General features: G+C 62.9%; 14 protein-coding genes and 1 pseudogene. 13 read left to right on the forward strand and 2 right to left on the reverse strand.

Annotation, left to right across the window (positions count from 1 at the left end):
• Positions 1–20 precede the first annotated feature (20 nt).
• The gene (locus VSP_RS02845) at positions 21–1,430 is read left to right on the forward strand and encodes an arylsulfatase B (RefSeq protein ID WP_029190131.1); all 1,410 of its coding nucleotides are present in this window, start codon (positions 21–23) and stop codon (positions 1,428–1,430) included.
• A gap of 144 nt (positions 1,431–1,574) precedes the next feature.
• Positions 1,575–2,222 (forward strand): hypothetical protein, encoded by a 648-nt coding sequence (locus VSP_RS02850; protein ID WP_029190132.1) that lies wholly within the window; start codon positions 1,575–1,577, stop codon positions 2,220–2,222.
• Between the two features lie 184 nt (positions 2,223–2,406).
• Here the strand turns inward: VSP_RS02850 and VSP_RS33580 are convergent, their stop codons facing one another.
• A complete protein-coding gene (locus VSP_RS33580) occupies positions 2,407–3,078 on the reverse strand; it encodes a class I SAM-dependent methyltransferase (RefSeq protein ID WP_009958601.1) in 672 nt (223 codons plus the stop codon).
• Between the two features lie 750 nt (positions 3,079–3,828).
• On the opposite strand from VSP_RS33580, the gene VSP_RS02860 reads away from it, so the two are divergent.
• Positions 3,829–5,229 (forward strand): acyltransferase family protein, encoded by a 1,401-nt coding sequence (locus VSP_RS02860; RefSeq protein ID WP_157210703.1) that lies wholly within the window; start codon positions 3,829–3,831, stop codon positions 5,227–5,229.
• A gap of 72 nt (positions 5,230–5,301) precedes the next feature.
• On the opposite strand, the pseudogene VSP_RS43785 reads toward VSP_RS02860, so the two are convergent.
• Positions 5,302–6,110: pseudogene (locus VSP_RS43785) on the reverse strand (class I SAM-dependent methyltransferase).
• A 247-nt stretch (positions 6,111–6,357) separates the two neighbouring features.
• Here VSP_RS43785 and VSP_RS33590 point away from each other — a divergent pair.
• The 10 genes from VSP_RS33590 (at position 6,358) to VSP_RS02915 (ending at position 20,983) form a co-directional block, all read left to right on the forward strand.
• Positions 6,358–7,077 carry a GspH/FimT family pseudopilin gene (locus tag VSP_RS33590; protein WP_009958609.1) on the forward strand — a complete coding sequence of 240 codons (720 nt, stop codon included), beginning with the start codon at positions 6,358–6,360 and terminating at the stop codon, positions 7,075–7,077.
• Positions 7,074–7,619 (forward strand): prepilin-type N-terminal cleavage/methylation domain-containing protein, encoded by a 546-nt coding sequence (locus VSP_RS02875; protein ID WP_009958610.1) that lies wholly within the window; start codon positions 7,074–7,076, stop codon positions 7,617–7,619. The genes VSP_RS33590 and VSP_RS02875 overlap by 4 nt, the downstream gene beginning before the upstream one ends.
• A gap of 12 nt (positions 7,620–7,631) precedes the next feature.
• Positions 7,632–8,708: a PulJ/GspJ family protein gene (locus VSP_RS02880; protein ID WP_009958611.1), complete on the forward strand. Its 1,077-nt coding sequence runs from the start codon at positions 7,632–7,634 to the stop codon at positions 8,706–8,708.
• Positions 8,698–12,153, forward strand: coding sequence for a hypothetical protein (locus tag VSP_RS02885; protein WP_009958612.1), 3,456 nt, complete (start codon positions 8,698–8,700; stop codon positions 12,151–12,153). The genes VSP_RS02880 and VSP_RS02885 overlap by 11 nt, the downstream gene beginning before the upstream one ends.
• 164 nt (positions 12,154–12,317) lie before the next feature.
• Entirely contained in the window at positions 12,318–13,283 is a 966-nt protein-coding gene (locus VSP_RS02890) for an ABC transporter substrate-binding protein (RefSeq protein ID WP_009958613.1), read from the forward strand.
• A gap of 9 nt (positions 13,284–13,292) precedes the next feature.
• Entirely contained in the window at positions 13,293–14,099 is an 807-nt protein-coding gene (locus VSP_RS02895) for an ABC transporter ATP-binding protein (RefSeq protein WP_009958614.1), read from the forward strand.
• Positions 14,096–14,863 (forward strand): ABC transporter permease, encoded by a 768-nt coding sequence (locus VSP_RS02900; RefSeq protein ID WP_009958615.1) that lies wholly within the window; start codon positions 14,096–14,098, stop codon positions 14,861–14,863. Before VSP_RS02895 ends, VSP_RS02900 begins: the two co-directional genes overlap by 4 nt.
• A 1,811-nt stretch (positions 14,864–16,674) precedes the next feature.
• Positions 16,675–17,385 (forward strand): FadR/GntR family transcriptional regulator, encoded by a 711-nt coding sequence (locus VSP_RS38835; RefSeq protein WP_009958616.1) that lies wholly within the window; start codon positions 16,675–16,677, stop codon positions 17,383–17,385.
• Positions 17,382–18,839 carry a DUF1501 domain-containing protein gene (locus VSP_RS02910; protein WP_009958617.1) on the forward strand — a complete coding sequence of 486 codons (1,458 nt, stop codon included), beginning with the start codon at positions 17,382–17,384 and terminating at the stop codon, positions 18,837–18,839. The genes VSP_RS38835 and VSP_RS02910 overlap by 4 nt, the downstream gene beginning before the upstream one ends.
• Positions 18,840–18,859: 20 nt before the next feature.
• Positions 18,860–20,983, forward strand: coding sequence for a PSD1 and planctomycete cytochrome C domain-containing protein (locus VSP_RS02915; protein ID WP_157210704.1), 2,124 nt, complete (start codon positions 18,860–18,862; stop codon positions 20,981–20,983).
• Positions 20,984–21,045 lie beyond the last annotated feature (62 nt).

Raw genomic sequence — 21,045 nt, forward strand, 5'->3', positions numbered from 1 at the left:
CCACTCCCCAATTGCGCAACATGCTCCATCGTATCGTTTCCCTGTTGTTGCTGGCCATTGCCGCCAGCGAGGTCTCTGCCGCCGAGGCTCCCCGCCCGAATATTGTCTTCATCCTGGCCGATGATCTGGGCTCCCATGACGTGGGCTGGCGCGGCAGTGAGATCAAGACCCCACATCTGGATGAGCTCGCCCGTGCCGGTGCCACGCTGGACCAGTTCTATGTGCAGCCCGTGTGCTCTCCCACCCGCGCCGCTCTGCTGACGGGCCGCTACCCTTTCCGCTACGGATTCCAGACCGGCGTGGTGCGCCCCTGGGCGGAGTATGGTCTGCCGTTGGAGGAGCGAACCCTGCCTCAAGCGCTGAAAGAAGCAGGCTATGAAACCGCCATCACTGGCAAGTGGCACCTCGGCCACTTCCAGCCCGCCTATCTGCCCACCAAGAGGGGCTTTGATCACCAGTATGGCCACTACAACGGCATGCTGGACTACTACACCCACATCCGCCATGGCGGGTTCGACTGGCATCGCAATGACCAGGAGAATCACGACGAAGGCTACTCCACCGAGCTCGTTGGCAAGGAAGCCGCCCGCCGCGTGCGCGAGCGCGACAAGTCCCGGCCGCTCTTCCTCTACGTGCCTTTCAACGGCGTGCACTCCCCCCATCAGGTGCCGGTCGAGTATGAGACCCCCTACACGCAGTTCGAGGGCAAACGCAAGACCTACGCGGGCATGGTGACCGCGCTGGACGCGGCGGTGGGCAGGATTGTGCAGGCGGTGCGGGATGAGAAGCTCGTGGAAAACACGCTTTTCATCTTCTCCAGCGACAACGGCGGGCCGAATCCGAAGCAGCTCACCAGCAACGGTCCCCTGCGTGCGGGCAAGGGCACAGTGTATGAGGGCGGCGTGCGCGTCTGCGCCTTCGCCACCTGGCCGGGCAAGATCAAACCCGGCACCTCCGTTCAGGCGCCCATCCACATTGCCGACTGGTTCCCGACCCTGCTCGGCCTCGCCGGGGCCTCTTTGAAACAACCTCTGCCGCTGGATGGCAGGGATGTCTGGGCCACGGTCGCGGAAGGGGCCGCGTCTCCTCATGACACCATCCTCATCAACACCACGCCCAGCGGCGGGGCCATCCGCTCCGGCGACTGGAAGCTCGTCATCGGCGGTGCGAATCGCGATGACGAAGACGGCCCCGGCGACGCTGCCAAGGGCAAAGGCAAGAAGGGGCGCGAACAACCCGCCCAAGGCGTGGAGCTCTTCAACCTGGCCAGTGACGTGGGTGAGAAGAACAACCTTGCCGAGGCCAACCCGGAGAAGGTGCAGGAACTGCGCGCCCGCTATGACAAGCTCGCCGCAGAAGCCATCGCGCCCAAGAGCGGCCCGGCCCCCAAGGGGTTCAAGACTCCGCGTGTCTGGGGGCAGGCAGACTGATCTGGCATGGTAAGGGCCTTTCCGAAGGTTTCTGACGCTCCAGGTGGCAACCCCTGGAGCGTCTTCGTTTTTCCGCCACAGGGCAGACATTTTCCTTACAATTTACGGGTTCCCGACCTCGGGCGGGAGGACTAGGATGGCGGCATGAATGGCTTATTTCCGATCTTGCTCTGCCTTTTTGCCCTCGCTTTCGCACCGGTTCGAGCGCATGCCGAAAGTCCCGCAGAGAAGTTGCTGGATGAGACGACGCAGTTCATCTTCTTCAGCGTGCTGGAGGGGCTCTATGAAACAGGGCTTTCTGAGGGGGATGTGGCCCAGATCTTGATGAAGAAGGAAGGCCAGACGTACTTCCACTTCATCTATGCATGCCCGGTCTGCAATGCCACCGTCTGTGCGCTGCAGGCTTATCAGGCACGGCCTGATCGCTTTTATGGCGTGAAGCTGACAATCTCCACGTTCGGGCTAGGGCTGGACAAGCAGTCAAAGGAGATGCTGCATGACGAGGACCCGGTGCAACGGCTGCAGGCCATCAATGAACTCGTGAACCGCTGGATGGCGGCAAGGATGAAGAAGCTGCGCCTGACGGATGAAGAGCGATCCAGCCTGCTGGTGAAACTGGAGGAGAAACGCAAAGAGGGCATGAGGGCCCTGGAGTCCTTCCAGCGCAAAGAGCACGGTCCCAACTTTGGCGTTGCCGAGGCAGCCCCCGCCTACGTCGGCCTGGAGGAATGCGCCGTCTGCAACGCCGCCGTGGGGAAGCCGATGAAGATGCCGAAGCAAGGGGCAAGGTGAGTTCTGCGCCGTCAGAGGGCGGAGTGCTTTGCATTGGGTGTGTGGTATCGAACTTCTCAAGACTCAGTTCGTTCACAGGTTCCAGCATGTGTTTCGTATTCGCAACATGCGTCAGCAGGGTTGGAGTACCGCCTTTAGGCGAAATCAGTCGTGCGTCCCATCGCGTTTCCTCGCCCTGCTCGCTCTATAAGGTTCGAGGAACTTGAACGGGGCCGCGAAAGCGGCGTCGAGCCGCGCGCACTCCAAGACACGGGTGTGTTTGGAGAGGGTGCCAGATGTAAGCGGGCGGCAAGAGACTCTTCGTATCTCTTGCCGCCTCGCGGACTACGTCATGAAGTGCATGGGGCTCGTGCCCCCGCCCGCCCCTCCTGCCTCCTTGCCTCCAACACCAGATGTGCCCGCCCTCGGACACGGCATGGGGGCAGCACAGCATGGTGGAGCCGGTGTAGTAGAGCCTTGCGACAGGGGAGATGTTGTCCTCCGTTCGGTCATTGGCAAAGGGCTCCACCAGGAGTACTGTGCCGTCTGGAGCCAGCACCTTGGCGGCATACTGCGCGGCAGCCACGGGATCGCCCATGTCGTGCAGACAGTCGAAGAAGCAGATCAGGCCGTATTTCCGGTCAGGGTAGTCCGTCGCTCGTGCCGCCTCGAACCGTGCATTGCCTTCCAGGCCATCTGCTTCCGCCATGCCATGGGCCTCCTCGATGGAGGGGGCATGCACATCATAGCCGTGGAAGCGGGATTTGGGGAACGCCCGGGCCATCAGCAGGGTGGAGTGGCCGTGGCCGCAGCTCACATCGGCCACCTCGATGCCCGCCTTGAGCTTCTCCACTAAGCCCTCCAGCGCGGCCGCCAAGTCGCCTGGAACCCATTTCGGGCATCAGAAACACGTCTTGGGTGAGAAGTGACCATCGTCACCTCGAACCGGGTTACAGGTAAGTCCTAAAAAGGAAAATGAAACTGCGGTGAGAATGCCTAAGAGCTTCACGATGTATGAATTCCCATCGCTCCGCGATGGAAATATTAGGTGATAACGTCTTCCTGTTCAAATCGTTGCAACACAGCGGGAAGTGCCTGAGTTCAGGGTAGGGGGGGGATTAAAATGGGATTCCGAGTTCGTCGCGTTGATCGATGTTGCAGTGGACATGAATAGTGCTTCGATGCGTGATGTTTCCAGAGTCTCCGATCTCCGTTTCCCCCCCCGGTCTTAACGACTGGGTCTGCGAAGCTGGGAGTCCTTGCCTGGGGGCGTTTTTTTAAGGCGTTCTCCTGGAGGGAACAGAGACTTGCTGTAAAATGCTGGCTTGTCGGCACCGCCTTATTTGTCGTGATCGGTCTTGCTTCTTGGAGCGCCGCCCTCTTGGCAGAGCCGAAGGACATGGTGGGTGTCAAGGCGGAGAGTTTCAGGTTGAGTCCGGCATCTGGGCATTTTTTTGCCCGGCCGAAGTTGAAGCAACCATTGCTTCCGAGATGGAATCTACCAGTTGCAGCATGGATCAATGGAGAAAGGGTCCACATGGTGGATCATCTGTCTCATCTGACAAACACACATCTACCTGCTTTCTGCCTGAAAGAAGGAACCTCGCTATACGCCAATGCCAGGGCCATGGCGATTCTCAACGCCGGTGACCATGGCACGGTGCTGGGTTTGGACAGTGGCGCTCGTTGGTTACGGATCGCCTGGAGCGCAGGCAGTTTGGCGTTGATCTTTGGGATGATGGGGATCCTGCATGTTGTTTCCCGGGTCCGTCCGGGCGAAGATGTGGTGCCTGGCGGGAGCCGTCTTCTCGCGCTGGATTCATTGCGGGGTCTGGCGGCATTCGTGGTGCTGCTCTGTCACGCACAGGTTTTTCTCGATCCCGTCTGGACGTCAGGGGAAGCCCGGTTGGGGACATGGGATCGCACTCCGTTGGAGTTTTTGTTTCGCAACACGCCACTGGCCTTGGTGCTGGACGGACCTTTAATGGTGCATATCTTCTGGGTGCTGAGTGGATTGGTCCTGGCGCTTCCGTACCTCACGCGGTATTCGGCGGAAAAGCTGGGGCGCTCCATGACGAAGCGTTACTTTCGCCTTATGCCGCTGGCGTTCGTCGCGACGCTGGCTGGATTTCTCCTCCACACGCTGAATTTTACAGTCACAGGTCCGGAATACCGTTTCGTCTTGGGGCAGTTTGACACGCTTCCTGAGACGACCGCACTCAGTGAGCATGGCTTGGGTAAAGGGGTGGTCGAGGCTCTTTTCCTGGGCAGTTCCTATAATCCTCCCCTGTGGACGATCTCGCTTGAGCTGGTGGGCTCTCTGGTACTGTTTGCCATCCTCGCCGGCACCGCAACCTTGCGGCATCGTTTGTTGGTCTGGGCAGCTTTGTTGGTGGTGTTTGCTTTCTACACGGCACACATTTTCCTGGTGGATTTTTTGCTGGGCCTCTTATTGGCAGAGATGATGGTGCGGAGGAACAACCGTACGGCCCGGCCCCACGCGTTAAGTGGAGGTTTGGCGGCCTGGCAGTCGGTCCTTATCTTTGGGATGGGAATCGTGCTTGGCAGCTTCAGTTTGTGGGGCTGGAAACCGCATTCCCTGTTCGCTCCTGTTTTTCACCCTCTGCTCTCACCTCTTGCGGCAGCGTGCTTTGTCATCCTTGCTGCATTCTCCAGGCCGGTCAGCCGCGTCCTTTCTCATCGGTTGCTCGTTTGGTTGGGAGAGCGTTCCTTTGCTCTGTATGTGGTGCATGTGCTGGTACAGCACTCCGTTGGCTTTTGGATGATCTCTGTGCTGGTGAAAGCGGGACTTCCGAATCTCCCCGCCATCGTGACAGGGATGCTGGCTTGCACCGCCTTGTCGCTTTGGCTGGCAGACTGCTTGACCAAGCACGTGGATATCCCCAGCCAGGATTTGGCAAACAGTGCCAGCCGCTGGCTGGCGTGTGGGAAGTTCCTTCAGGACAGGCGTTCCACACCGGACCCGGTTGAAGACGACTCGCGGCGTGCCGGCACCGTGGCAGCTTGAAGCCGGGCTGACAGGAGTAGCCCGAGGGCGTGCTCCTTCGACGACTGGCTTCGGCACCTCGGACCGGTTCTGTTACCTCCTTGCCTCCAACACCAGATTGAACGGTGTCTTCACTGCGCAGCGGAAGTGGCTGAACCCCGCCTTGCGAAACACCTCTGCCAGTCGCGCTTCACCCGCCTGGGCTCCCAGCACCATGTGCCCGCCCGCGGTCACGGCATGGGGGCAGCACAGCATGGTGGAGCCGGTGTAGTAGAGCCTTGCGACAGGGGAGATGTTGTCCTCCGTTTGGTCATTGGCAAAGGGCTCCACCAGGAGTACTGTGCCGTCTGGAACCAGCACCTTGGCGGCATACTGCGCGGCAGCCACGGGATCGCCCATGTCGTGCAGACAGTCGAAGAAGCAGATCAGGCCGTATTTCCGGTCAGGGTAGTCCGTCGCTCGTGCCGCCTCGAACCCGGTGTTCCCCCCCAGCCCACCCCATTGCCGCTGCGGAAAGCGTGCGCGGCCTTTTCTTCATCGAACCACATGGAGGCCTGCACGCTCCAAGCGTGCGGCATGAAGACCGGGCTGTCCTCATCCGCCAGCACCATCGCCTGCTCGGGGCTCAGTTCATAGGTGCTGCTCACCGCGTGGTATTGCACGTAGTCCCCGGCCACCTGGGCGTTCAGCCACTCACGCGCATACCGCTCTGCGCAGTCGGCCCGGTCCGCCAGCTCTTGCGAGGTGAGCGGGCCTGCGCCTGCCAGGGCTTTGTAGAGTCCCAGCTTGTGCCCCAGGCTGACGAGGATGCCACCCGAGCTGGCCGAGAGATCGCCGATGGTTGAACAGGTGGAAGCCGATCCCCGGCGCGTCAGTCTCGTGGCCCTGCCAGACGCGGTCATCTCCACCTTGAGGGGCATCTTCGATGTTTATACTCTCAATCCCTACCAACTCAGTAGGATAAATACCCCACATTTTTAGTGGACAACTCCGGCCGCGTGAGTACTTTCAATTCACACTAACTGAGTGTACATTGATGTCGCGAACATCTTTGTGGTTTGGCCCATCCAGACAACGGAAGGCACTTCAACATCCCGACTGACCGATCTCAAAATAGAGAAGGAAGTCGAGCCGACCTGAAACCCTGTAATGTTCTCCAAACTTCCCCCTCGTGCCGACACCACCTCCACCCGCAGCCGGAAATCGCTGCGCTGCCGCCTTGCCGGGGGCTACACCATGGTGGAGATGCTGGCCGTGATCTCCGTGGTGGCCGTTTTGTCCGGTATCTCCATCCCTGCCATGCAGTCGCCCACGGCAGCGGCCTCCCTCAGCACCAGCGCCCGTGAGTTCTCGAACCTGATCAGCCTGGCCCGCAGTGAGGCGATCGCCCGCCACACGGTCGTTCGTTTTGCCGTTGCCAATGAGGTGAACGACGGCAGCAGCACCCAGCTGCGCAAGGCCAGCCTGTGGGAGTGGAATGACGAGTCCCAGAAGTACGTGCAGATCACCGCGTGGCAGAAGCTGCCGGAAGGCGTGGCCGTGGAGCCCGGGCTGCCGGAGTACATCCGCTCCTCCTCCTACGCCCAGGCCGACGGAGCCTCAGTTCGAGGTGATTACGTCATTGAAGCAACGGGTGACCCCGGCTTCGCCACGCCGGATGGGGATGCCAGGATGCGCTACGTCGAGTTTCTTCCCTCTGGCACCGCCCGGGTTCCCGGCGGCACCGGCCGGAATGCTCTTTTCGTCCTGGCACCTGCTTCAGTGAATCCTGACGGCAGTCTCCTCTACCATCAGGGCCGGGAGGCCGCGAACTGGGCCCAGGTCAATGTGGACACGTTGACCGGCCGTGTCCGACTCTATCGCCCATGAATGCGAAGTCAGTCCCTCCTACGACGGCCCGCCGCGGATTCACTCTGACCGAGATTGTCCTCTGCGTGGCCATCATCTCCACCGTGCTCGTCTCCGTGGTGGGCATCCTGCCAGTGGGCCTGGATGTATCCCGCAAGGCGGTGAACCACACGGTCGTGGCGACGGTGTTGGAAGACATCTATAACCGTCTGCAGGGCCAGCGCCTCCAGTCGGGGGCCGCCACCTTCAGCCCGGCGTACTTTGATGATCTGGGCGTGTATCTGCCCTCGCCGGAAGACGGCGCAGATCCGGCGACCCTTGAGCGCTACCGCACCCGCCGCACTTACCGTGCCGAGGTGTTGATCACGGACTGGCATCCCGCCCCGGCCAACACCAGCAAGCTGCACGCCGTGCGTGTGAAACTTTCCTGGCCCCTGGACGGCAACGGCGATCCGGTGGGGCAGGACAATCCCAAGGCGGAGGTGACCTTCGGTGTCACCTCCCTGGCCGGGCAGGACTGGCAGGTCATCGACCCCCAGTTCCAGCCGAAGATCGAGCACTAAGCCCCACCTGCCATGTCTCCATATCCTCATCCTGGCGGCGGCCAGGCAGGGCGGATTGCGCCCCGGTTCTCCCTCTCGGCCCAGCGGATCCCCTCCGGCTTCTCGCTCATTGAGCTGCTGCTCTCCGTCTCGCTGCTGGCCATCCTCCTCATCGTGCTGACGTCCTTCACGGACGCCGCCCACCGCGCCTGGCGGGAAGGTCAAAACCGCACGGAGACCTTCCAGAGCGCCCGCACCACGCTGGAGCTCATGAGCCGGGAGATCACGCCCGCCGTGGTGGACACCCGCACCCAGTTCGTCATTGCCCAGGGTTCACTTTTGAGCACACGAGGGGCTCTCAACGTGGCCCCCAATTCACCCGCCGTCCTCTGGATGGCCCCGCTGGGCGCGAACGGGGACATGCGCTGCGTCGGTTATTACCTCTATCGCGATGAGGCGCGCAAGTTCCACCGGCTCAAGCGCATCTTCATCGCGCCCACCCTGCCCCCCAAGGGCAGCGCCACAGTCGGGGACCCTTCACCTTATTTCCCGAAATCCGTCAACCTCGCCAACCCCCGAGATCCCTCCCTGCGCACCAGCCCGATCAATGCGGACTGGTTCCTCCAGAACTGGGATGCCAAGGCCTTTGATGAGGAGGATCCCACCAATCAGGACGTGGTGGTCTCCACCGCTGCGGACGGCGTCGTGGCCTTCTGGATCCAGCCGCTGGATCTGCTGGGCAATCCCATCCCCACGGTGAAGGATGATCCGAATCACCCCGGGTCCGAGCTGCTCTACAACTCCGCCGCCTACTTCCAGGTGGCCACCACGACCAAGTTCGACAACGGAAAAAGCTTCAGCTACCTGAGCCAGACCGAGCAGACCATGAAGGGCAACCGTGTGCCCGCTTCCGTGGACATCACGGTCGTCACTCTGGACAGCGCCACGCTCGACCGTGGCCTCACCCTGCCCGTCCAGACCAATGTTTACGAAACCCGCGTGCTCAATGTGGAGAAATCGGTCAACCGGTTTGAGGAAGACCTCCGGGCCCTCAACATCTACAACGCACGCACCTTCACCACCCGCGCCAAGCTCATCAATGGAAACTAAAAAACCAGCACGTCAGAAGGCCCGTCGCCGTGAATCCGGTGCCGCGCTGATCATGACCCTGTTCATCGTCGGAGTGCTTACCATCCTGGTGGTGGGCTTCCTTTCCACCATGCAGACCGAGCGCCAGGCCGCCGGTGCTTATGAGAGCTCCCAGCGCACCAAGCTGGTGGCCCAGGGGGCCGTGAGCCATGCCATTGAGCTTCTAAGAAACAACATCCCCGACCCCGCGCGTCTCAGTGAGGGGCCGGCGCAGGCCCCTGCGGAGAACTGGGTGACCAATCCTGGCCGCCTTACCCTTATCCGGCCCGGCCAGCCGGTGCGGTACGTTCCCCTTCACACCGGGGAGGTGACCGTGCAGCCACCCACCGGGGTGCTGCGTGATGCGGAGTCTGTGAACCTCAACAAGCCTCTGCCAGGCAGCACCACGCCCGCCATCGTGCCCGCCGCCCCCGGCAGCACCACGCCGCCTGAGATGCGGGTGAAATGGGTCAACCTGTTGCGCGATCCCTCCTCTGCCGCAGGGCCGGAGAACCGGTTGAGCGCTCGGTATGCCTTCTGGCTGGATGATGAAACCGCGCGCATCAACTTCAACACCGCGATTGGCAAGCCCGCTCCCGGTGCGGACAATCGTTTCACCAAGCAGCTTGAAGCCGGGTTCATGCCGCCCATCTTTCTGCGGGGCGGGAATGACACCACCTCAGGTGATGGCAACCGCACCTGGGGCCTGGGCAAGCCGCAGTCGGTGAATCTAGACGTGCTGTTCACCGATCCCACGAAGCTGATGCACGACAAGCTCCTGGCGCAGACGTTCCTGAACGGCTTTGCCCGCTTCCCCGAGGCCATCATGGACTATGCGGATGTGCCCGATCCCAAGGCCTGGTACGAGGAAAATAAATTCAACCTCACCTTCTACAACCGCAGCCCGGAGTTCAACGCCTTTGGCCGCTCCCGGCTTTTCACCAGCTACATCCCGCTCTCCCTGGAGGCGGGTCCCAGCTACCAGCTTCCCTTCATCTATGACCCCCACTCCAGCAACGGCACCATCACCCCCAAAGGCGTGGAAGGGGCGCTGGAAGACGGGACCCTGGCCTCTGGCCAGTTGAAGAGCGACCAGATCCTGAACCTGAACTCCCTGATGGGCTTCTTCGGCGTGAACGGGACGGACGTCGCCGGACCTGATGGCTATCTTGCGGACAAGGCCAACATGGTGAACCGCAACCAGATCCGGATGCTCATGGAGTACTTCGGCCGGAAGTGGCCGGGCTATGATCATAGTTTCCTCGAAAAGTACGGCTACCTCGGCTCTTGCCAGATCGCCCTCAACATCCTCCAGCAGGCCCGCATGGCCACCACGCAGCTGGGTGACAACGTGGCGCAGTTTAGCTCCACCTATGCCGCCCGCTCCACGAGCGTGAACTTCTTCCCCAACTCCGGAGAGCTGGCGGGAGCAGCGCCAGAGCGCTTCTACTGGCGCGTCAAAGATCCTGACACCGGCAAGGTCGTGCTCATGCTGCCGCAGACCCCCGGCCCGCACATCACGGAGCTGCGCCTCTTTGTGCAGGCCACGAACCCCGATCCCGCGCCGAAGAACAACGCGGCCACGACAGAGAACTCCCGTTACATCAAGTACTGGTACGAGGTCGAGTATTACATGCAGCCCTTTGGCCCCATCTTGGATCTGAAGGAGTTCCCCACCCGCATGGATTACTTCGAAATCACCGCCAAGGGCGGCGGGAAGAATGCCAGCCAGCAGTTTGGCCCCACCTCCGCCACGGATCCCCGCAACGACCGCCAGTGGCAAAACAAGTTCATGAACCTGCTCGCCACCTATCCCGAGGCGAACACGCTGATCGGCCCCAAGGGTGCCAAGCTCGACGGCACCGCGGTGCCCAACCGCGTGGTGGTGAAGAGCCCCCTGTTTGCCATCGGCAAGTTCCAGCGGGTGGACAATGACAACCCGCCCACCAACAAGAGCGACGCTCCGGCCCGCAAGGATGACAAGATCACCGACCTGAGCGCGGGCCAGCTGGTGAACATCTGGGATCCCGTCATCTTCGACAGCTCCGTGAACGCGGGCACGGCCAAGGTCTCCATCCGCTGGCGTCCCGGCCAGGGCACACTGGCCAACGAGAACCGTCCGCGCCAGATGATCCCGCTGGGATTGACCCCGGATGACACATTGAAGGTGGACCTCACCGTGGATCTCAAAGACCTAAGCACGCCCAAGGTGGTGTCCTGGCAGATCGCGGATCCGAACCTTAGCTCAGATGCCGCCCAGTGGGTCATGACCGGCCCGGGCAAGGAGAACAAGATCGGCACGCCCGGCAAGATCAATGCAGGGGAGCCAGCCGAGGACTCCAGTGAGAAGAGCAAGTTCCGCTCCATCCAGCGCGCTCCTGACGGGGCCAAGATCTCCGGGTACAACTACGATCGTCCGGATGAGTACGTCACCACCAGCCGTGTTTCCTCGCCCGGCTACTGGTCCCTGCTGCACACCGGCATGCAGTCCAAGACCCCGTGGAGGACGCTGAGTCTGGACAAGGCCGACCCTGCTCAGGGGCCGCCAGACTGGCTGCTGCTGGACCTCTTCGGAGCCACTTATCCCATGGCGCATGACCAGTGGAAGATCGACAAGAAGCTGCCGGACAGCTTTTCCACCGCCTCCTACATGGGCAGCACCGCGGGCCAGGTGAACCTCAACTCCCGCATCTACCCGCGGAACGACCACTTCAACATCCCGGATCGGCATCTCCCGCTGGAGGCGGTATTCAAGTACCTGCGCTCTGACTCAGAGGTCACCAGCCTGGTGGACAACATCACCGCCTACCAGACAGACAGCCAGGTCTTCGACTATGTGGGCGAGCTTGCGGAAGTGCCCGGGTATGATGGGGGCAACTCCACCGCATGGGCCAGGGAGTCCCTCCTGCGGAACATGGCCGGCGTGCTCACCACCCGCTCCAACACCTTTGGCCTCTGGGGGGTGGCCCAGGTGCTTCAGAAGAGTTCGAGGAACATCCAGCATGATGTCTATGAGGCGGGCGACCGCGTGCTCGGTGAGAAGCGGTTCTATGCACTGATCGAGCGCTACGTCTGGACCGGGCGCGATGGCGTGCCCGGCAACGGCCACCTCAGCAATGTGGGCACCTGGGACAGGACCGCGCAGCAGACCGCCCGCCTGAGTACCGCCGATGGCATGACGGACACCCTCTTCCAGCTGCCCGGCTCGCCACCGCTCAAGCGCTCAGGAGATGGTGACCGCCTCGATCTGGACACGGCCGGGCGTTACCCCAAGTACGACGGGCCGGAGCCAGTGGGCATGGACGTTTACACCGCCTCCGCGCTCGGGAAGGTGGAGTACACCTCCAGCTCGCTGGAAGATGCCTACAACCCCCCGCAGGCGGCCATCAAGTACCGCGTGGTCTATTTCAAATACCTGGATGAGTAACGGCCCGCGCTACAGGCAGGGTGGCCCGGGGAGGCACCCGACCGAAAAACCCGGCGGAAGAGGAGCCGCAAGCCTCTGCATCACATGCGCTTGGCAAACGCATTTCCTGCAAAGTGTCACTCTTGCTGGCCTTTTCCGGCATGGCGTGCTAGTCTCGCCGCCCCATGCATCGCCGCCAGTTTCTCACCCTCTCCGCCCTCGGGCTTGCCGGACTCCCCGGCTGCCGGAAAAAGGCGGACCCTTCTGTGGTGAGATTTGGCCACTTCCCCAACGTCACCCACGTGCAGGGGCTGGTGGCGCACCACCTCTCCCGGGTGGGGAAGGGCTGGTATGAGGAGCGCATCGGGCTCAAGGTGCAGTGGTTCACCTACAACGCCGGGCCCTCCGCCACGGAGGCCATTTTTGCCGGGGCGCTGGATGTCACCTACATCGGCCCCAGCCCGGCGCTGAACGCCTATTCGAAGTCCGGCGGCAAGGAGATCCGCGTGCTCGGCGGCGGGGCAGACGGGGGCAATGCGCTCGTGGTCCGCCCGGCGGCAGGCATCAAGACGGCGGCTGACTTCCGGGGCAAGAAGATCGCCAGTCCCCAGTTGGGGAACACCCAGGACGTCCAGCTCCGGGCCTGGTTGCAGGAGCAGGGGCTCAAGGTCACCCTCACAGGAGGGGACGCCCACATCCTGCCCACCCAGAACGCCGATCAGCTTGCTCTCTTCCAGAACGGCGGCATTGACGCGGTCTGGACGGTGGAGCCCTGGGTCACCCGGCTTGAGGACGAGGCGGGCGGCAAGATTTTCCTTCAAGATACTGATACCAACGTCACCCTGCTGGCTGCCAGCGCTGAGCTGGTGCAAGACCGGCCAGAGGTGGCGAAGAAGATTGCGACCGCACACGCGGAGCTCACAGACTGGATCCTGGCCAACCCTGCGGAGGCCAAGGCATATATCAAAGCGGAGCTCACTGAACTGACCCGGACCGCGCCCAAAGACTCGATGCTCGAGAAGGCGCTGGCCCGTACGCGTGTGACCAAGGAGGTGTCCCGGGAATCCCTGGACCGGATGGTCACCAGTGCCAATAAAGTGGGCTTTTTAAAGGGCATCCCCGATCTCGACGCCCTTTTCCCGAAGCTTTGATGATTCCAGATGAGTGTAACCGATGAACTTCAGAACATCGCGCCAGCCAAACTCATTGTTGAGGGCGTGTCGAAATCCTTCTCCTCCAGGAGCGGGAAGGTGCAGGCGCTGGACAATGTGAGCCTTGAGGTGGGGGAGGGCGAATTCGTCTGCCTGGTGGGCCCCAGTGGTTGCGGGAAGAGCACCCTCTTGAACCTGATCGCCGGGCTGGAAATGCCAGATACCGGTCGGCTGCTGGCCAACGGCAACCCGGTGAACGGTCCGGGCCGGGATCGCATGGTGATGTTTCAGGAGCATGCCTTGTTCCCGTGGCTGGATGTCACGGGGAACGTGATGTTCAGCCTCCGGCTCAAACCGGGCCTGACCGAGAAGGAGCGCCAGGATGTGGCGGCCTACTATTTGAAGCTGGTGGGGCTGGAGCGCTTTGCCCATTCCAACATTCACGAACTCTCCGGCGGCATGAAGCAGCGGGTGGCCCTGGCCCGTGCCCTGGCACCCAATCCCCGCGTGCTGCTGATGGATGAGCCCTTCGCCGCGCTGGACGCCATGACGCGAGAGCAGCTCTACACGGACATCCAGCGCATCTGGGCCGCCCGGAAGAAGACCATCATCTTCGTGACTCACAACGTACGTGAAGCCGTCTGCCTGGGAGACCGGGTGGTGCTCTTCAGCCGCAACCCCGGCCGCATTCGCGAGCAGTTCAAGGTCGAGCTGCCCCGGCCCCGGGACATCAACAGTGTGGAACTCGCCGCGCATTCCACAGAAATCACGCGTGCGCTCAAGAGCCACCACGTCGCCCAGGAGGTTGCAGAATGAAGCGAGTTTTGATCATTGTGGCCTTCTTCGCAGGGCTGGTGGGCATCTGGCAGGCCATTTGTGCTGCGGGGATCTGGTCACCCGTGTTGCTTCCTGAGCCCCTCACGGTGGGGCGTTATCTCTGGGCGGCCATTCTGGATGGCTCCCTGGCGGAAAGCGCCTGGGTCACCAGCAAGCGCCTGCTCATCGGCTACGCCATTGGGTGCCTCCTCGGTCTGCCCATGGGCCTGCTCACGGCCCGCAGCCGGTGGCTGAGTGACACCGTCGGCGTCCTCGCGCTCGGCCTGCAGACGCTGCCCAGCGTTTGCTGGGTGCCGCTCGCCCTCCTCTGGTTTGGCCAGAGTGAGGCCGCCATGCTCTTCGTCGTGGTCATGGGGACCTTGTGGTCCGTCCTGATCGCCGTGGACAATGGCGTGCGCAATCTGCCTCCCATTTATGTGCGTGCGGCCCGGACGATGGGCTCCCAGGGTTTTCACACCTTGCGTTCCGTCATTCTTCCCGCCTCGTTGCCGTACGTGGTGAGCGGTATGAAGCAGGGCTGGGCCTTCGCCTGGCGCTCCCTCATGGCGGCGGAGATCTACGTGACCATTTTGACGGGCTACGGCCTCGGCCACCTGCTGCACTTCGGCCGTGAGTTGAACTCCATGGACCAGGTCATCGGCGTCATGCTCGTGATCGTGCTCATCGGGTTGCTCGCAGACAAGGTGCTGTTCTCCCCGTGGGAACGCTTCCTGCATCACCGCTGGGGCACCGCAAAGGCGTAGGGCGGCATACGTGGAGACCTCCCTGTCATTCCCTTCAGGATGCCTTTGACATGAGGATAAGCGCCCGCCGCAGAAGAAGCTCGTGGTTGCATTCGTGAGAATGCGAAAGGAGAGCGGAGAGGGGAGGGGATCAAGGGACGTTTGGAGCGTGAGCGGGGCTAGGAACCCCCGCCTCCTGTACCCGTGAACAAGCCTCAAGGTCAGATGGCCGCAGAGTAAAGGAGGCGGGGTCTCCGGCCCCGCGGTCTGTTGGGTGGCCGGAGCGGGAAGGGGATCAAGGGACGCTTGGTGCGTGAGCGGGGCTGGGAACCCCCGCCTCCTTTGCCCAGGAACAAGCTACAAGGTGACTTGGCCGCGGAACACAGGAGGCGGGGTCTCCGGCCCCGCGGTCTGTGGGGTGGGCGGAGCGGGAAGAGGATCAAGAGACGTTTGGTGCGTGAGCGGGGCTGGGAACCCCCGCCTCCTGTATACAAGAACAAGCCTCAAGGCAGATGGCCGCGGAATAAAGGAGGCGGGGTCTCCGGCCCCGCGGTCTGTTGGGTGGCCGGAGCGGGAAGAGGATCAAGGGACGCTTGGTGCGTGAGCGGGGCTGGGAACCCCCGCCTCCTGTACCCGTGAACAAGCCTCAAGGTCAGATGGCCGTAGAGTAAAGGAGGCGGGGTCTCCGGCCCCGCGGTCTGTTGGGTGGGCGGAGAGGGAAGAGGATCAAGGGACGCTTGGTGCGTGAGCGGGGCTAGGAACCCCCGCCTCCCGTACCCGTGAACAAGCCTCAAGGTCAGATGGCCGCAGAGTAAAGGAGGCGGGGGTCTCCGGCCCCGCGGTCTGTTGGGTGGGCGGAGAGGGAAGAGGATCAAGGGACGCTTGGTGCGTGAGCGGGGCTAGGAACCCCCGCCTCCTGTACCCGTGAACAAGCCTCAAGGTCAGATGGCCGCAGAGTAAAGGAGGCGGGGTCTCCGGCCCCGCGGTCTGTTGGGTGGGCGGAGAGGGAAGAGGATCAAGAGACGTTTGGTGCGTGAGCGGGGCTGGGAACCCCCGCCTCCTTTGCCCAGGAACAAGCTACAAGGTGACTTGGCCGCGGAATAAAGGAGGCGGGGTCTCCGGCCCCGCGGTCTGCGGAGAGGGAAGGGGATCAAGAGACGTTTGGAGCGTGAGCGGGGTTGGGAACCCCCGCCTCCTGTACCCGTGAACAAGCCTCAAGGTCAGATGGCCGCAGAGTAAAGGAGGCGGGGTCTCCGGCCCCGCGGTCTGTGGGGTGGGCGGAGCGGGAAGAGGATCAAGGGACGTTTGGTGCGTGAGCGGGGCTAGGAACCCCCGCCTCCTTTGCCCAGGAACAAGCTACAAGGTGACTTGGCCGCGGAACACAGGAGGCGGGGTCTCCGGCCCCGCGGTCTGTGGGGTGGCCGGAGCGGGAAGAGGATCAAGGGACGCTTGGTGCGTGAGCGGGGCTGGGAACCCCCGCCTCCTGTACCCGTGAACAAGCCTCAAGGCAGATGGCCGCGGAATAAAGGAGGCGGGGTCTCCGGCCCCGCGGTCTGTGGGGTGGCCGGAGCGGGAAGGGGATCAAGAGACGTTTGGAGCGTGAGCGGGGTTGGGACAACCGACTACGCCCGTAGCGACCTCAGATGGTCAGAACTCAAGTCTGGTGTCTTTTGTCTTCCAGTCTTGTGTCTCCCGCGCAGCGGGTCGGCCTGAGCGCGACCGTGCGCCGCCCTCCTGTTGGAACTTTGAACTTTGAACTTTGAACTTTGTTTTTTGAAGTTTCCCTCTCCTCCTCCCGTATAACTGGTCAGACCACCCGACCACGTCATCCGATGAGCCTCTCCATCCTTGCCCGGCCCCAGTCCCTTGTTGAAACGGTCAGTCAGCAACTGGCGCAGGAACTGTTGCGGGAGGGGGCGTCAGAGTGGCTCCCGGCGGAGCGCCAGCTTGCCGAGCAGCTCGGGGTGAGCCGCAGTGTCGTGCGGGAGGCCACAAAGCGGCTTGAGCTGCAAGGGCTGGTAGAGGTGCGCCATGGCATCGGCATCCGCCGGGCGGACCGGTTGCACCAGCCCCTCAACAGCTCCATCACCTTCCGCGTGCCGGATGAGCCGGAGCGATTGCGGCAGTCCCTGGAAGCCCGTCTGGCCATCGAGCCTGAGGTGGCGCGGCTGGCGGCTCATCGGGCCACCCAGGCACAACTGCAAGAATTGCGTGTGGCGCATGAGGCGCTGCATCCGGGCCTTTCCCTGCCGGAGGCGGTGGAGGCGGATGTGAACTTTCATCGCACCCTGGTCCGGGCGAGTGCCAATGAGGTCTTTTGTCTCGTCTTGGAGACCCTGTCCGATCTGGGGCGCGCCTCCCGCCAGGCCACCATCACCCAGGCAGGGGTCCAGCGGGCGCTCCGCCACCACCAGAGTGTGCTGGAGGCAGTGCTGAACCGCGACGGTGCGGCGGCGGCGCGCGCCATGCGACATCACATTGAAATGGCCCTGGAGGACCTCCAGAGCCACCTGGAAGGGCAGCGCAACCGTGTGGAGCGATGAAAGAACCACTCGACTCATCCCTCCGCACCGGTTCCCGGCGCGAGTTCCTCTGGAAGGGGGGCGGCGGTCTGGGCGGCATCGCCCTGGCTTCCCTGCTGCAGAAGGCAGGGACGCTGGAGGCTGCGAAACGGCCTTCCCCGCTGGCTCTTCGTCCCTCCCCAGAGGCGGCTCCAGCCCAGCGTGTCATCCAGATCTTCTGCCCTGGAGGCATGAGTCACGTGGACTCCTGGGACTACAAACCGGAGCTGGCCCGCCTGCATGGCCGCCCCTTTGACCTGGCGGATGGAAAGAACTTCTTCTCCGGCAAGGCGGGCAACTATACCAAGAGCTTCTGGGAGTTCCGCCAGCATGGAGAGTGCGGCCGGTGGATGTCCTCGTTGTTTCCACGACTCTCCCAGTGTGTGGATGACATGGCCTTCATCCACTCCATGCAGAGCAAGACGGCGCTGCATGGCCCGGCCATGTTCATGATGAACTCCGGCTTCATCCTCCCGGGCTTCCCCGCCATGGGGGCCTGGGTGACCTATGGCCTGGGCAGCGAGAACGAGAACCTGCCGGCCTTTGTCGTGCTGCCGGACCCCCGCGGACTGCCGCCGGGAGGCGTGATCAACTGGGGCGCGGGCTTCCTGCCCGCGGTCCATCAGGGCACGGTGCTGGAGACAGCGGCGGGGAGGGACCCGATCGCCGATCTGTTTCCTGCAACCCAGGCCGCTCCTGTGGCAGGAGAGGGGCGGGATTTTCTCCAGTCTTTGAACCAAAGCCATCTGGCGCGGCGGGCGGGCAATTCAGAGCTGGAGGCCCGCATTTCCGCCTACGAGCTCGCGGCCCGGTTGCAGTTGAGTGCGCCAGAGGTGACCGAGCTTCGCGGCGAGACCGCGGCCACCCGCCGGCTGTATCAACTGGAAGATCCAGACGCGGGCCCCTTTGGCAGGCAGTGCCTGCTGGCCCGTCGTCTTGTGGAACGAGGGGTGCGCTTCGTCCAGATCTACTGCGGAGCAGAGAACACCACGGCCAAAAAGATCCGGCCCAACTGGGACTCGCATGAAGACATCGTGCGGGACCACGGCTACTGGGGCGCAGTGCTGGACTCCGGAGCCAGCGCCCTGCTGCTGGACCTGAAGTCCCGCGGCCTGCTGGAGAGCACCCTGGTCATCTGCACCACGGAGTTTGGCCGCCAGCCCTTTGCTCAAGGAAACAACCGGGGCCGGGACCACAATCCGGGCGCCTTTACCGCCTGGCTCGCGGGAGGGGGCGTGAAAGGCGGCGTCAGCCACGGGGCAAGTGATGCCATGGGCTGGAAGGCGGAGGTATCCCCCGCCTACTCCTATGACCTTCATGCCACGGCGCTGCATCTGCTGGGCATCCCGCATGAGAAACTGAGCTACTACCACAATGGAATCTCCCGCCGCCTCACAGATGTGCACGGGGAGGTGATGGAGCGGATCATTGCGTAACGGGCAACTGGGAACGGCGGATGAAACTTCGAATCTCAAAAACCAAACTCCGTTGGGGGGTGCTGCTTCTCGGGGCCTCGACAGGCCAGATGAAGGCAGAGGCTCCGGTGGACTTCGCAAAAGAGGTGGCCCCCATCCTCACTGCTCACTGCACGGAGTGCCATGGGCCCAATGTGCAGAAGGACAAGGTCTCCCTCCAGCGGCGCACCCATGCGCTGGGCGTGGAGGGCTGGCGTAAGGTCATCGAACCCGGCCAGCCGGATCGCAGCCGCTTGCTGGCCATGGTGAGCGGCCCGGAGGCGGAGATGCCGAAGAACGGAGCCCGCCTTTCTGAGGCGGAGGTGGGAACCCTGCGCCGCTGGGTTGAGGAAGGAGCTCCCTGGCCGGAGGATCACTTGTTGAAGGAGAAGGTCCAAGACGGGCGCGACTGGTGGTCGTTGCAGCCTGTAAAGGCGGTGGCAGTGCCTCCCGCCAGAGACGCGCACCCCGTGGATGCCTTCCTCCGCGTGCGATTGCATGAGCAGGGTCTGGACTTTTCCCCGCCTGCGGACCGGCGCACATTGATCCGTCGCCTGAGCTTTGACTTGCTGGGACTGCCGCCTTCCCCGGAAGACGTGCTCATGTTTGAATCAGACGCCAGTCCGCATGCCTATGAGAAGCTGGTGGATCGCTATCTGGCCTCACCCCGGTATGGGGAGCGCTGGGCGCGACACTGGCTGGACATTGCGCACTATGCCGATACCCACGGCTTCGAGCGGGATCAGAAGCGCGAGCATGCCTGGCCCTATCGGGATTATGTGATCCAGGCCTTCAACCGTGATCTCCCCTACGACCAGTTCGTCAGGCAGCAGATCGCGGGGGATGTGTTGGCTCCTGCAGACCGGGACGCGGTGATTGCCACGGGGTTCCTCGCTGCCGGTCCCTGGGACAAGGTCGGCCATGACGAGACGCCCAGCCCGGTGCTCAAGAGGGCTGCCCGTGCCGATGACCTGGACGACATGGTCACGCAGGTGATCACCGCCACCATGGGCCTCACGATCAACTGTGCCCGCTGCCACAACCACAAGCTCGACCCCATCCCCCAGTCGGACTACTACCGGCTCTGGGCCGTCTTTGCCGGCACGCAGCGGGGTGAGCGGCCCCTGCCTGCGGGCGGCAAGCTCTACGGTCCGGTGGCCAGGACCGCGGCACCGGTGCAGGTCCTGGTGCGAGGAAACACCGAGTCCCCTGCGGAGCCGGTCACTCCGGGCGGGCTGTCCTGCTCCGGTCATGCGGTGCCAGACTTCGGCAACGATGAGACCCCGGAGGGCGAGCGCCGTCGCCTGCTGGCGGAGTGGATTGTTCATCCGGCCAATCCGCTCACCGCCCGGGTGCTGGTGAACCGGCTCTGGCATCACCACTTTGGCAGAGGTCTGGTGGATACCCCCAGCGATTTCGGCCGGGGCGGGGGCGCACCGTCGCATCCCGAGTTGCTGGACTGGCTCGCCGGGGAGTTTCAACATGGCGGCTGGAGCCTCAAGCACCTGCACCGCCTGCTGGTCACCAGCAGCGCCTACCAGCAGCAGAGCGACACGGTGCAGGGGGCCTCAGTCGATGCCTCGAACCGCCTGCTCTGGCGCATGAATCCGCGTCGGCTGGATGCCGAATCTCTGCGAGACGCGGTGCTCGCGGCCTCTGGCTGCCTGAATTCCGACATGGGCGGACCTGGCTATCAGGACTTCACGTACCAGGAGGCCTACGCCCCCATCTACCGTCATGTCACTGCCGACCGCCCAGGGTTGTGGCGGCGCAGCATCTACCGGTTCATCGTGCGAACCACGCCGCAGCGGTTCCTCTCCACCATGGATTGCCCGGATCCTGCCAACCTGACCCCGGCGCGGCTCACCACCACCACCGCCCTCCAGGCCCTCTCCCTGCTGAACAACGAGTTCATGCTGCAACAGGCGGGACATCTGGCCCATCGCATCGAGCGGTGCGTGGGCGCATCTTCAGCAAACCAAGTCCGGCTGGCCTTTGAGCTCGTCCTGCAACGACCGCCCGATGCCGGGGAACTGGCTCTGGCCCTTCCCGTAGTGGGGAAAGACGGTCTGTCCCAGCTTTGTCGCCTGCTCCTGAACGCGAACGAGTTTGTCCTGGTGGATTGACGCTCGTGCAGAACCTGAAAAAGAGGGGTGACAGATACTTAAGATCCCCTTATGATGCCTCT

This window comes from Verrucomicrobium spinosum DSM 4136 = JCM 18804 (assembly GCF_000172155.1).
GTDB lineage: Bacteria > Verrucomicrobiota > Verrucomicrobiia > Verrucomicrobiales > Verrucomicrobiaceae > Verrucomicrobium > Verrucomicrobium spinosum.

Coding starts and splice junctions, on each gene's coding strand:
- VSP_RS02850 (WP_029190132.1), top strand. CDS start 1,575: ATGAATGGCTTATTTCCGATCTTGCTCTGCCTTTTTGCCCTCGCTTTC.
- VSP_RS02845 (WP_029190131.1), top strand. CDS start 21: ATGCTCCATCGTATCGTTTCCCTGTTGTTGCTGGCCATTGCCGCCAGC.
- VSP_RS02915 (WP_157210704.1), top strand. CDS start 18,860: ATGAAACTTCGAATCTCAAAAACCAAACTCCGTTGGGGGGTGCTGCTT.
- VSP_RS02860 (WP_157210703.1), top strand. CDS start 3,829: ATGGCGATTCTCAACGCCGGTGACCATGGCACGGTGCTGGGTTTGGAC.
- VSP_RS33590 (WP_009958609.1), top strand. CDS start 6,358: ATGTTCTCCAAACTTCCCCCTCGTGCCGACACCACCTCCACCCGCAGC.
- VSP_RS02910 (WP_009958617.1), top strand. CDS start 17,382: ATGAAAGAACCACTCGACTCATCCCTCCGCACCGGTTCCCGGCGCGAG.
- VSP_RS02875 (WP_009958610.1), top strand. CDS start 7,074: ATGAATGCGAAGTCAGTCCCTCCTACGACGGCCCGCCGCGGATTCACT.
- VSP_RS02885 (WP_009958612.1), top strand. CDS start 8,698: ATGGAAACTAAAAAACCAGCACGTCAGAAGGCCCGTCGCCGTGAATCC.
- VSP_RS02890 (WP_009958613.1), top strand. CDS start 12,318: ATGCATCGCCGCCAGTTTCTCACCCTCTCCGCCCTCGGGCTTGCCGGA.
- VSP_RS02900 (WP_009958615.1), top strand. CDS start 14,096: ATGAAGCGAGTTTTGATCATTGTGGCCTTCTTCGCAGGGCTGGTGGGC.
- VSP_RS02895 (WP_009958614.1), top strand. CDS start 13,293: ATGAGTGTAACCGATGAACTTCAGAACATCGCGCCAGCCAAACTCATT.
- VSP_RS02880 (WP_009958611.1), top strand. CDS start 7,632: ATGTCTCCATATCCTCATCCTGGCGGCGGCCAGGCAGGGCGGATTGCG.
- VSP_RS38835 (WP_009958616.1), top strand. CDS start 16,675: ATGAGCCTCTCCATCCTTGCCCGGCCCCAGTCCCTTGTTGAAACGGTC.